The organism is Hoeflea sp. TYP-13 (genome assembly GCF_040932035.1).
In the GTDB taxonomy this organism is placed as follows: Bacteria; Pseudomonadota; Alphaproteobacteria; order Rhizobiales; family Rhizobiaceae; genus Hoeflea_A.
In genome coordinates, this window is the sequence record NZ_JBFRBB010000002.1 from 82,807 (window position 1) to 94,674 (window position 11,868).

The following is an 11,868-nucleotide window of genomic DNA, read 5'->3' on the forward strand; positions in this document are numbered from 1 at the left end:
ATATGAAGCCAATATTGAACGTGTTTCTTGTCGCGTGTCTCCTGCTGGCAATGTTGGTCGTTGCTGTGCCGCAAACCGGTTTCGCGCAATCATCCATGCTTAACTCGGTGACGGGCAGCAGCGGCGAGGAAAGCGAGACGGACGCCCTGAACGCGCTGATCGACGGTGCCAAGGCACAAGGATCGACCGTCATCGTCATAGCGCCCCCATCAGACGACAAGGATGCGGGCAGCGCTGCCGCTCCCATGCCCATGAACAGCGAAATGCTGCTCATGGCGCGTTCCAATGTGAAACGAATGCTCATCGGTGCGACTGACATCCGCGAGCGCATGATCGTTGCCCTGGAACGGTCAAGCTATGACGGCACGCCCTATTGGCTCCTCTGGGCCGTTGGAACGGCATTGTTCGGCATGTTGCTCGGTCTAGGAATTTACAAACTGGTGTCGCGATGGATTCGTGACCATTTTGCAGCGGGCTTCAAAAAGGAAAATCTGTCGCGCGCGGACAAGTTAACCTTTCTTATGTTCCGCGGCTCCATGATACTGTTTTCAACTGCGATTATGTTTGCAATCACCATATTGGTCGCAGTAGTGCTGGACTACGAGCACGAACCGTCGCGCATGACAATATTCACGATCGTCGCCACTTATGCCTGCTACCGCATATTGCGATACGTGATCCTGTTTAATTTCTTCACTCCCGATATGTCGGCGTTCCGCATGATCAATCTTGACGACAATCGGGCGCGCCGGCTCTATAACGACTGGATTTACCTTTCCATTACGGCAGCCTACATGTTGGGGCTCATTGCCTGGGTCCGCGGATTGGGCATAGACAATGACAGCTATAGGCTGCTCTCCATTGTGGGCTTGGGTTTTGGCTCGATCTTGACCGCGTTGTTGACGATTAAGCACCGGGCAGACACGTATGATATCGTGCTCGGCAAGGGGGAGAATGGGAGCATTACTCCGTGGCGGAAATTTGCCGCCCAGGCAACCACACCGCTCATGCTCATCTATATCATCGTATCGTGGTTTGTCGCATCATTCAGACTGTCCCTGGGGCTGCCGGGCGGCTACATCATCATAATGGCGCCGATTATCGTTTTTGTCGGCGGGGCAATTGTATATGCGATCGCGATCATTGTTCTCGACCGCATATACGAGCGACGGGAAAAGAACTTCCGGCGCATGGAGATTATCCGCAAGCGCAGAGCCCGTGCCGACGCGCGGCGCAGGGAAGCTGCAGAAAAACTGGCTGCTGAAACTGAAAGCGAAGAGGACCTGATTGGCGAGGGCGAGGAGATGATCGTCCATCATGTCGAGCCGCCGCCGGAATTGGAAGGCGAGCATGAATTCAAGCCGATCTTCAAGAGACTGATCGAAAATGCGATCGTGACCCTGATCCTTATCTTCGCCGTCGGTGAATTGGGGCGGCTCTGGGGCGTTGACTACGAACGCATTGGCGGCCACTGGCTTGCGACAATCCTCGATAGCATTTTGATCATGGTCTATACCTATCTCGCCTATCAGGCGATCAATCTGTACATCGACAAGAAAATCATCGAGGAGGGCGGCACACTCGATGATACGCCCGCAAATCCGGGTGAGGGCGACAGCGAAGGCGGTACCGGTGAATCCCGTATGGCGACGCTGTTGCCGATATTCAGGAACGTCTTCATTGTTCTGCTTGTTACAATTTCAGCCGCGTTCATTCTGTCCGACTGGGGAGTCAATGTTGCCCCGCTGTTTGCAGGTGCCGGTGTGGTCGGCCTTGCCATCGGCTTTGGTGCCCAGACGCTGATCCGGGACATCTTCTCCGGCGTCTTCTTCCTGGTTGATGATGCCTTCCGCAAGGGCGAATATATCGAGGTGGGAACCGTCAAAGGCGTTATCGAAAAGATATCGATGCGTTCGTTCCAGTTGCGGCATCACCTTGGCGCGGTTCACACCATTCCCTTTGGCGAAATCAAGCAACTGACCAACTATTCACGCGACTGGGTCATGATGAAACTGCCGTTGCGCCTGACCTATGGCACGGACGTTGAACGGGTTCGCAAACTGATCAAGAAACTCGGGCAGCAATTGCTCGAGCATGAGCAGATCGGACATCTGTTCCTGCAGCCGCTCAAGTCACAGGGCGTCTATTCGATGGAAGATTCGGCCATGATCATCCGCGTCAAGTTCATGACCCGACCCGGAGATCAGTTTGTGACGCGAAAGGTCGTCTACGGCGCCATCCGTGACCTGTTCGAAAAAGAAGGTATCACCTTCGCCCACCGCGAAGTCACTGTGAGGCTCGCTGAGGAAGGACAGGCACAGAACCTGACACCGCAGCAAAAGGAAGCAATCAGCGGCTCGGTCCGAAGTATCATCGATGAAGAAGAGGCGCAGAAGAAGCTCGCGGGCACTCCGGATCCGACGAAGGTCGCCGCGGCTGAAAGATAGAGGCCATTTTTGAAGACGCCGCTAACCATCATTTGATTGTCTGTCCCGTTGCATAAACGTTTTTGTTGTAAACTGATCGGGATTCGGCAAAAGTCCGCGGAAATTGTCTGACGTTTAAGAGGAACGGCCGTTGGCGAGGGAGCGGGAGCTTGATCTGATCTCTGAATTTGGCGCGTGCAAACTGGGGTTTCTGCCCCGTTTGGCCTGGACCTTGGCAACACACCGCAAAATCGATCGCAAGAGACGAAAATTTATCCGAAAGAAAATCGCAAGCCGTTTTCCGGGACCATTCGATGTCGAGGTGGAGGGCGTTTTAATGCGCGCTTACCCGCTCGAAAACTATTGCGACAGAATAGCCGTTGGCCGCGGTAATCTACCCGAAATACCTGAGCGTGCTCTAATCCGGCCATTGCTGAAGCCGGAAATGGTTTTCGTGGACATAGGCGCCAATATCGGAACCTACAGCCTGTTCGTAGCCAGTCAGTGCAAGGATACCGCCCGAATCCTGTCGTTTGAACCGCACCCGCGAACGATTGGCAAACTCACATTCAATGCCCGTGCAAACGGCTTTACTTCCATAGAAACAATCAATCAGGGCGTTGGGCCGGAAAAAGGCCGTATGCGGCTCTATTCCAGCGGCGGCACGAACATAGGCACTGCATCCATCCTGCCGGAAGCCGCCAGCGACAAAGTCCATGTCGATATCAAGATCGTGCCGCTGGGCGACGCGCTCAAATCACGCCTGATCCATCAGGTCGACCTGATGAAGATCGATATCGAGGGCTTTGAAGACAGAGCACTCTTGCCTCTGATGACGCCGGAATTTGAAGCCCTGTGGCCACGGGCAGTGCTGATCGAAACGGTGCTCAAACAATATTGGCAGGAAGACTGCGTCGAGCGGTTGAAGGCGCTTGGCTACACAATATCCGGTGATACGGGCGAGAACCTGCTGCTTCTTCACCCGATGACGGAAAAACTCGAATCCTGATTGATTTCACGGTTCCTTGAAAAAACACCGAGCGAGATATCCAAATCGATGTGGTCGAGGTGGAACTGTACCGGATCCCGGTCGTGGTCGTGTCCGCCTTCGCAGGCCTCGATGAGTGCCGTCATCATCTTGCCCGCAACCGGGGCGTTTTTAAATTGATTGCCGCTTGTGCCAACCGCCATATAAAATCCGTCCAGATCGCTACGGTCATAGATCGGCATCCAATCGTCCGTCACGTCGTAAAGGGCGACAACACCACGTGTATCTGACGGAATGCGCAGGTCAGGCAGTCTTTGTGCCATGCGCATGACCAGCACGTTCCACTGCTCCGAAAAACGGTCGTCATAATTATCCGGATCGTCCACCCATTCCTTCCGGTCACACTCTGGGTCTTCTGATCCGATCAGAATGTGATTGCCGATTTCCGGACGGCAATAGGTGTGAATGTCACTGTCGGAATAGACCACGCCATCCTTTTCAAAGTCGAATCCCTGAGGTGCGGGAACATGCGCAACCTCATGGCGCAGCGCTCTGGTCTTGATTTTCATATTGGCCTCGGCGCCAGCCATTGTGTTGATACGGGCGGAATGAGGCCCGGCGACGTTAATCACGACCGGTGCGCTAACCCTGGATCCATCACCCAGTACGACACCGGAGACACGATTGCCGTCCTTCAATATCTCCGTGACTTCCGCATTGAACAGGAACTCCGCGCCGTGCCTTTCGGCCGCCCGCTGGGCATTGTGGGCCGACAGTTTCGGATCGTTCACATAACCGCCATTCGGGAAAAACACGGCGCCCGCAATTTGTGGACCGGTTGGCTCTCCGAATCCCGGATCATCAGGCCGTTTTGCCGGTTCAAACTGATGTATGTCGGCATTGGGCATACGCCTGGCGATATCCTCGGCCGCGACATCCTCATGAGGACATCCGATCCTGTCCATCATCTCGCAGACCCTGGAGAGATTGTGATTGTGCTCGGTCTTGATGACCAGGCAGCCGGTGTTGTGGTATTTGATCAGACCCTGTTCGTCGTCCACACCGATATAGTCGTCCCAGTCCTTCCAGTAGTGCCAGCCCTCATAGGCGATAGCGCAGGTCTCGAGCGCCGAATAGTAGGTGCGTATGATCGCACAGGACCCGGATGTGGAGCCGTATCCGGATTCCGGAAGCTTATCGATTGAAAGTGTTTTCCAGCCCTTCTTGGCCAGTTCGAATGCCGTGCATGCGCCGATAACACCGGCACCGATAATGATCGCATCGTAGGATGGTTTTGCTGGCATGTTTGGAACTTTCCGGAAGAGATCGCCTTCAAGCGTGTGTTAGTGCAGAACTGGTTCAAAGCGCAATGCGGCTGGCCTCATCGTGACGCCGCGCAATAACTGCATAATCCGAAATTTCGGTTTGCGCAAAACCGGTCAACAACAATGCATCGCTGATTTCAGGATTGAGTGCCGCCATGGCTTCGACGACCGCCAGGTGCATCTGGCTTACCGACCAGTCGGGGTTCTTCGCGCAGATCATCGGCAGTCCGGGTGTTGAATCCGTTGCTGCAAGCACGCGCAGCTCGCCGGCGGCCGGTTCATGTCGTAACGCCAGACGCCAGCTAACGGCATCGATCGATGCAATATCGGCCTCTCCAGCCGCGACAAGCCGTGCGGAGTGGCGATGCGAACCGCTGCAGATCTTCTCCGAAAAGACCGGTTCCGGCGATCTCAATTCACGCAAATGATAGGCAAGGGCGCCATAACCTGACTGCGAGTTTGCACCATTATATGCCAGCCGTTTTCCGGCAATATCCGATATTTCCTCAATATCGCTTTCCTGGCGCACAACGATGACGCTGTAGTAGCAGCCGGCACCGCACTCGATGTCATAAGCGGGCGTTCCGACAACGGATACGGACGGGCTGAGATCCTTGACCAGGGGAAGGCCGCAGCTCTGGCCGAGCACCAAACCCGGATTGCGCCACAATTGCTCATCTGCGAAATCACGTTCAAGGGCGTCCGGTGCTGGGAACCCGAAATCGCGAAGGCTGTCCCTCAGCAGTGACCAGAAATTGTCATTGGCAGCGCGCACTTCGGGCCAGTCATACATGGGAAGAGCGGCAACATAGGACGGAGCAGACGTCATGAACGTCCGCCATCCATAAACGGGTGGACAACCTGTTCCTTACGCCTGAAGGCAAACCGACGAAATATTTCAGCGTAACTGTTAAAGAAATAGCCTTTGTTCATATCGAGAAATCGCTGCCTGTTCCGCCTGTACAGCGATGGCAGTTGATGCCACGCAACCGCCGGATAGGCATGGTGCACGGCATGAAGATTGTTATTCAGAAACAAGAGACTGAACGGCCCGCTGTCCTCGATGATGACCGAGCGGCCGCGCAAACTCTCCTCCGCCTGGTGTTCAAGATAGGTGCGTACCATCAAAAGCGACATGCCGGCATAGGAACACAGGACATAAACCCAAACCGGAAGAGCTGACCATTGGACGACAATGGCCAGAATTGGTGCCAGCAGCGCCAGATGAAGAACCCAGGCCCAAAGTACTGCACGGTCACCGCCGGCGATGTCGCGGCAGTCGGATATCACCAGCCGGATGAGTCCGATCACCGGCCCGAGTATCAACCGGCCGGCCAGCGTGTTGTTCACTTCAAAGACAAGTTTGAGCCAGCGGGGCAACCTCTGCCAGAAATCCTGCGCCAGATACCAGCTCTCCGGATCATCGTACGGGTCGCAGATGCGCGCGTTAAGGTGATGCTCAAGATGCACGGCCTTGAAACGAAAATATGGAATAAAAAGCCCTATAGGGGGCAGGACAACGGCATCGTTCAGCCACGGAATCCGAAACGGATGCCCGTGGAGGCACTCATGCTGCAGTGACGAATGAAGCGTTATAAACGGAATTATCAGTATGGCCGCTGCAACAGGCGAAACCTGCGAGAGGCCCAATAACAAGGCCAGCCAGCCAATATAACATGTCGCAATCAGAGTGACTGTTCGCCACTCCGTTTTGTCTTTGAGAATCATTCCTTTGTCCCCGAACTACCTAGATGTATATGTCCAGTGAATGACACGATAGACAATGTGGAAATCCGCGAATAAAAATGAGAATGTGTCTCCATAAATGTGTATTGTGGAAATAAATGAAAACTGCTGATAATATACAACACATGCTGACAGAGCACACCGATAAACGGGATGTCGCGGAGATATTCCGCGATCGCATGGCCCTATTGATTGCGCAGAAGGGATTTAACCTGAGCCGGTTTTCCAAAAGCATTGGCATTGACCGGTCAGCGCTCAGTCAGTTTCTAGCCCCGGGATCAACCCGATTGCCACGCGCTGAAACCCTGTGCGCGATTGCGCGCACCTGTGGCGTGTCGCTTGACTGGCTGATGGGGCTGATCGCCAATGACACTTTCGGCGAAGACGCGGCCCCGATGCTTGAAGTGGAACGCGTAACCGACGACACGGGTAGCCGGATGATCGCTGAATGGCACCGCGAAGCCATGGGATACAAGATACGGTACGTGCCCAGCGCCCTTCCTGATTTGTTGCGAACCGAGGCAGTCCGCAGTTTTGAATTCAACGCCCACAACAGGGATGAAAGAGAAGCGCGCGACCAGCTGGCAAAGGATCAGCTGACCTACTCACGCCGTCCCGAAACCGATATGGAAGTCTGCATGCCTTTGCAGCGCCTGCAGCAGTTTGCCAAGGGGCAGGGTATCTGGCGCGGTCTGCCCGTTCATGTCCGCAAGGAACAGCTCGAGCATATGTCCTCGCTGATCGATGAGCTCTACCCGACATTTCGCTTGTTCCTGTACAACGGACGTGAGGCCTACGCGGCGCCCTATACGCTCTTTGGGCCCTTAAGAGCGGCTGTTTACCTTGGAAACATGTATCTGGTTGTCAATTCCGTCGAACATATCAGGGCTCTGGCGGGTCATTTCGATCAGCTCATCCGCATCGCAAGTTTTGGGCCGGATCGGGCGTCTGAATTCATTACTGCCCTGACAGCTGAACTGCCCGAACATTAGGCTCAAACCAAAGAGCGGTGAAGCAGCTGCGGTGCCCGGCACCAGGGGTCAGTTCTTTTGCTCGATTGCCGACAAAATCGGCTCCAGACGGACATAGGCGTTGTAGATGGAGTTACGCGTCACGAAACCGACGCCCTTTGCGTCATTGTTCTCCATTGCCTTGAGCGTTAGTTCAATGTCCTTCAGAAAGATGGAAACTTCGCTGTCCCAATCCTGCCTCGGCAGAAAATGGAACCACATTCGGGCGGTGCGAAAATACATCTCGTCATAAATTCGCAGCAGCATGTCATTGCCGATAACACTGCATATGGCTGCGTGAACCTGCATATGCGTATGGGCAAATGCACCTAGATCGGCAGACCCGAACAATTGACTGCATGTTATGAACGAGCTTCTCATGGCTAGAATGGTTGCCCGTTCGATCGTGCTCGGGCCGATCGTGCCAATCATCGATGCCAGTTCAATCCGAAACAATACGGCTTGCCTCAATTGCACGAAATCGAGCGGCGCCACTATGGTGCCGACGCCATGCCGCGTTCTGACCAGGCCTTCCATATCAAGCCGTTGCAGAACATTTCTGACCGGTGTTCTGCTGACACCGAATTCCTCGCTCAATACATCAACATCGATCCGGGTACCCGGCTCGTATTGCAGTGTCGTTATACGTTGCCTTAGAGCCAGGTGGATGTGATCAAACCGGCGCCGCCACGGGCTTTGGTCGTCACGAATATGGAACGTATTCGGTAACGTACCGGCATTGTCGCCTGGAATTGCGGCGGATCGATATCGTTGTGTCATCGCGCGATGATCCAAATATCAACACAGTGTTCAAATTGTCCGCCCAAGATATATGGGAAAGGCTAGCAGTATTGATTATCCTTCATCAATGATTTTATTGCAGAAATTCGAAACCAGTCATTTTTCATTGGTTGGTGAGTGTAAAAATGACACTATGCATGCCAAAATATAATATTGGAATTTCAATGTGACATCGGCAATGTCGGCAAAAACACCATCGCAGGGTTGAGCGACGGGAGGCAATTGTGAGCCAGCACAAGATCAATCTGTCCGAAATTAAGTCATCGTCGGTTGAAGTGCCGGACGGCCGCCGCCGCAGAGGTGTTCGAAGCAGGCAACAGATCACAAATGCAGTGCTGCGGTTGGTGCGGGGAGGCAATTTCATGCCGCGCACCCATGAAATTGCCAACGCATCGGGCCTTAGTCTGCGAACCGTCTTTCGCCATATCGACGATATGGAGAGCTTGTACCGGGAAATGTCTGCCCAGATAGAGGCGGAAGTGATGCCGGTTCTGCTGCGCCCTTATGAATCAAGCGAATGGCGCGGTCAGCTCATGGAGACACTCTCAAAGCGGGCAGAGATTTACGAACATATATTGCCCATGAAAGTTGCGGCAAGTCTGCGCAGGTTCCGTTCGGAGTTTTTGATGGAAAATTACCGCAGATTTCTGGCGATCGAGCGCTCGCAACTTACGGCGATATTGCCGGAGCCTATTTGCCAGGACAATACCTTGTTCGATGCTATTGATCTGGCGGCAAATTTCGAGACCTGGCGAAGACTGCGTTATGACCGGGAGCTTGATGTCTCGGAGACGGAAAAAACAGTCCGCTTCGTCGTCGAGAAGCTAATATCGGATCTGTAACGCCGGCTTCACCTGTGTTGCGAACCGCTTCGGGATATTTTTGACATCATTTGCGTACATGCAAAACCCACAAATGATTCTCGATAAAACGCCAAATGTGCCTATTCGAGCTCTGATTGGAAGCACAGGCGATACCGGAAAATTCGCTATCCAAAACGCATAAAATTTCCGGAGATTTGACTATTGCGATGCAACTTGCTTCCATTCCCGGTTAAGCTGTATCGCAATCCAAGATAGACCATAACGGGATACGATGATGAAACGGATTTTGATAGCCACGCTTACTCTATTGTCGATGGGAACCTTGGCATATGGAGCTGACGCGACCGGCATGTGGCAAACGCAGCCGGCCAAGAATGGCGACTATCTGAAAGTAAAGGTTGCGCCCTGTGGCGCAAATCTGTGCGGTACGATCGACGCGGCATATGGCTCCGACCACAAACCGATTTCCGGCTTCAAGGATGCCGGCAAGCAACTGATTTGGGATATGAAGCCCGACGGGGCCGGCAAGTGGAGCGGCGGAAAGGTCTGGTCGCCGGAACTCAACGTTACCGCCAATGGCAAACTTGCGCTACAGGGAGATACGCTGGTCGTTTCAGGCTGCAAGGGGCCCATCTGCCGCTCTCAGGACTGGGCACGCACGAAGTAGAGCCGGTTAAGTCAAATATATCGCTGTACATATTAAAAGGCGCGGGTTGTTCTCAACCCGCGCCTTTCAAACCGTCGCATTGTTGATCAGTGCAAGATCAAGAGATCCTCGCCATCCGCCTTGTCGATTTCTATCATCGCCTGTTTGTTCGCGGCGATCATAACCATCGATATCAGATGCAGCAGAAACTGGTCATCGATTTCTTTTGCCAATTCAATCAGTTCCACGGCGGTGTTGCCGATGATTTCCCGCACCTCATTCTCGTTCCGAGCCATGACGCATACCCTTTGTTTTTGCTCGCAGCCCGTCTTAGGCCGCGGAATCTGAAAAATCGGGTGGTGCCGGCTGCACCGCGGAGCGCATAGCCGTCAAAAGCCCCATGGCGTTTGCGTTCCGCTGTGGCTGGTCCTGGATTTCTCCATTGCGCAGCTGGTTCACCCGATCCCTTAGAATTGGATATTTGCCGTAATTGCAGTGCGGTACTGTGATAAAAACTACAGACCCGAAAGATTACCGAATTTGTAAAGTCGCACTCAGGTCGGAATGCATAATCACGTCGGCGTCAGATCTTCCGGCAATTTCGGATAGTTGGCTAAGAGCGTACTATTTTTCCCGTTGGGTCAGCCAACTGTTTAAAACGTCTTCTTCCCTGGGGGCGCTGGCCATGGACTATCCATTCTGCCGGTTGGGGCATTGTTTCAAATCTCGTGGTGACCATCGCTGTTTCCGCACTCACCCAGAATGCGGCCGCGGGAGCACATCGGCAGGAAATGCACGACTTTCTGCAAAAGCACGCCGGCCTGTCCGATGAAAAGCACCTGCTGGTTCCGCTCGCATGGGTTCTTGTCATCGTCTGGTTTGTCGTCGGCGCCGGTCAGGGTGCGGTTCTGGGCAACACCATTTTCGGCAATCCCGACGATGCGGCGAGCTGGATTTTCGGCATTCCGTCCATCTGGGCATGGCAATTGGTCTGGTGGGCCGCCGGTGTCTATATGATCTGGTTTCTGGCCTACAAGATGGAGCTCTCTTTGCCGCCGCGCAATGTTGAGGAACCTGCCGCCGCCGCTACCGAGAAAGCGCTCCCGGCTGACGGGTAACCCGTGTTCAGAAGTCGAATTGTCATTCCAAATCAACCGCTGGTTCGTTCTCAAATGTGAAGGATCAAACTATTTCTTGAGTGGGGCAGGGAATCAATAATCTCGACATTGCGGAGAAAGCGTTTAGATGAATGTCCAAAGGACGCCGGTCGTCATTCTCCATTCCAGCAGCAATTGAAAAGCTCGACACGGGTCGCAAGGGCGCGCTTGCAGTTATGGCAGGCTCCCGGCCTTTCAAGGAGCGGTACAAGAAGGCGCGTGCAGTCACCGAGGCGATAGACGATCTCGCGCAGGATTTGACCGGCGACCGGGAGCGTTTCTGGGAAAAAGTGCGCGAGTAAGGCCTGCGGGCAAACTGCAGTTTGTGATTCCAGAATGCAGCCTGTTCGGCTACCATCGCTGGTCGAACGTGGCGGCTATCTGAGGAATGACGAACGATGATCCAGCGACGCAATTTTCTGATCGCCTTCAGCAGTACAGCATTTGCGATATCTGCCTGTGGCCTGCTTGCCGGGCCTGCGCGGGCGGCCCGTGGCAATATTGTTACCGGGCAGGCGCTTGGCCGGCTCAATGCATATCGCAGCGCCAACCGGCGTGGTGCGCTCAAAAGTGACGCCACGCTCGGACGAGCGGCGCTGGATCATTCGAAAGCAATGGCGCGATCCGGCCGACTCAATCACAAACGGTTTCGCGCACGCATGCGCAAATACGGCATAGCCGGTGCCGCAGCCGAGAACGTGGCCATGGGACAGCCCAATGTGGCTTCCGTCATCGCGTCGTGGCAGACGTCGCGCGGTCATCGCCGCAACATGCTCGGAAATTACAGTCGCGTCGGTTTGGCAGTCGCGCGTGATCCTGCATCCGGCAACCGCCCTTACTGGACGATGATCCTGGCAAACTGATCGGCCGAACCATGAATGTGCGAGCCGGTTTTCAAAGCCAGGCGGAAGACACACGGCCAAAACTGGATTTGAATATATTCGC

13 protein-coding genes are annotated in these 11,868 nt (G+C 54.1%); 8 read left to right on the forward strand and 5 right to left on the reverse strand.

The window, feature by feature from the left end; all coding sequences use genetic code 11:
* The first annotated feature begins 2 nt into the window (after positions 1-2).
* Positions 3-2,447: a mechanosensitive ion channel family protein gene (locus ABVT35_RS10620; protein WP_368466389.1), complete on the forward strand. Its 2,445-nt coding sequence runs from the start codon at positions 3-5 to the stop codon at positions 2,445-2,447.
* Between the two features lie 316 nt (positions 2,448-2,763).
* Positions 2,764-3,435 carry an FkbM family methyltransferase gene (locus ABVT35_RS10625; protein ID WP_368466391.1) on the forward strand — a complete coding sequence of 224 codons (672 nt, stop codon included), beginning with the start codon at positions 2,764-2,766 and terminating at the stop codon, positions 3,433-3,435.
* On the opposite strand, the gene ABVT35_RS10630 is transcribed toward ABVT35_RS10625, so the two are convergent.
* From ABVT35_RS10630 to ABVT35_RS10640, 3 genes are read right to left on the reverse strand one after another with little or no spacing between them, the layout of a single operon-like run.
* The gene (locus tag ABVT35_RS10630) at positions 3,405-4,718 is read right to left on the reverse strand and encodes an NAD(P)/FAD-dependent oxidoreductase (protein WP_368466392.1); all 1,314 of its coding nucleotides are present in this window, start codon (positions 4,716-4,718) and stop codon (positions 3,405-3,407) included. The genes ABVT35_RS10625 and ABVT35_RS10630 overlap by 31 nt on opposite strands.
* 55 nt (positions 4,719-4,773) lie before the next feature.
* Complete coding sequence (locus tag ABVT35_RS10635; RefSeq protein ID WP_368466393.1) at positions 4,774-5,568, reverse strand: phosphate/phosphite/phosphonate ABC transporter substrate-binding protein; 795 nt, start codon at positions 5,566-5,568, stop codon at positions 4,774-4,776.
* A complete protein-coding gene (locus tag ABVT35_RS10640) occupies positions 5,565-6,467 on the reverse strand; it encodes a fatty acid desaturase (protein WP_368466394.1) in 903 nt (300 codons plus the stop codon). The genes ABVT35_RS10635 and ABVT35_RS10640 overlap by 4 nt, the downstream gene beginning before the upstream one ends.
* 116 nt (positions 6,468-6,583) lie before the next feature.
* Here ABVT35_RS10640 and ABVT35_RS10645 point away from each other — a divergent pair, with 116 nt between their 5' ends.
* On the forward strand, positions 6,584-7,477 hold the full coding sequence (locus ABVT35_RS10645) for a helix-turn-helix domain-containing protein (protein ID WP_368466395.1): 894 nt from the start codon (positions 6,584-6,586) through the stop codon (positions 7,475-7,477).
* 48 nt (positions 7,478-7,525) lie between these two features.
* Here ABVT35_RS10645 and ABVT35_RS10650 read toward each other — a convergent pair whose 3' ends face one another.
* Positions 7,526-8,275 carry a GntR family transcriptional regulator gene (locus ABVT35_RS10650; RefSeq protein ID WP_368466396.1) on the reverse strand — a complete coding sequence of 250 codons (750 nt, stop codon included), beginning with the start codon at positions 8,273-8,275 and terminating at the stop codon, positions 7,526-7,528.
* A 245-nt stretch (positions 8,276-8,520) separates the two neighbouring features.
* Here ABVT35_RS10650 and ABVT35_RS10655 point away from each other — a divergent pair, with 245 nt between their 5' ends.
* Positions 8,521-9,138, forward strand: coding sequence for a TetR/AcrR family transcriptional regulator (locus ABVT35_RS10655; RefSeq protein WP_368466397.1), 618 nt, complete (start codon positions 8,521-8,523; stop codon positions 9,136-9,138).
* A gap of 256 nt (positions 9,139-9,394) precedes the next feature.
* Positions 9,395-9,787 carry a DUF2147 domain-containing protein gene (locus tag ABVT35_RS10660; protein WP_368466398.1) on the forward strand — a complete coding sequence of 131 codons (393 nt, stop codon included), beginning with the start codon at positions 9,395-9,397 and terminating at the stop codon, positions 9,785-9,787.
* Between the two features lie 86 nt (positions 9,788-9,873).
* Here ABVT35_RS10660 and ABVT35_RS10665 read toward each other — a convergent pair whose 3' ends face one another.
* The gene (locus ABVT35_RS10665; protein ID WP_368466399.1) at positions 9,874-10,062 is read right to left on the reverse strand and encodes a hypothetical protein; all 189 of its coding nucleotides are present in this window, start codon (positions 10,060-10,062) and stop codon (positions 9,874-9,876) included.
* A gap of 435 nt (positions 10,063-10,497) precedes the next feature.
* Between ABVT35_RS10665 and ABVT35_RS10670 the strand changes: the two genes are divergently transcribed.
* From ABVT35_RS10670 to ABVT35_RS10680, 3 genes are all read left to right on the forward strand, one after another.
* Complete coding sequence (locus ABVT35_RS10670) at positions 10,498-10,884, forward strand: hypothetical protein (RefSeq protein ID WP_368466400.1); 387 nt, start codon at positions 10,498-10,500, stop codon at positions 10,882-10,884.
* Positions 10,885-11,015: 131 nt separating this feature from the next.
* A complete protein-coding gene (locus tag ABVT35_RS10675; protein WP_368466401.1) occupies positions 11,016-11,225 on the forward strand; it encodes a hypothetical protein in 210 nt (69 codons plus the stop codon).
* A 96-nt stretch (positions 11,226-11,321) separates the two neighbouring features.
* Positions 11,322-11,786, forward strand: coding sequence for a CAP domain-containing protein (locus tag ABVT35_RS10680; RefSeq protein WP_368466402.1), 465 nt, complete (start codon positions 11,322-11,324; stop codon positions 11,784-11,786).
* The last annotated feature ends 82 nt before the right edge of the window (positions 11,787-11,868 follow it).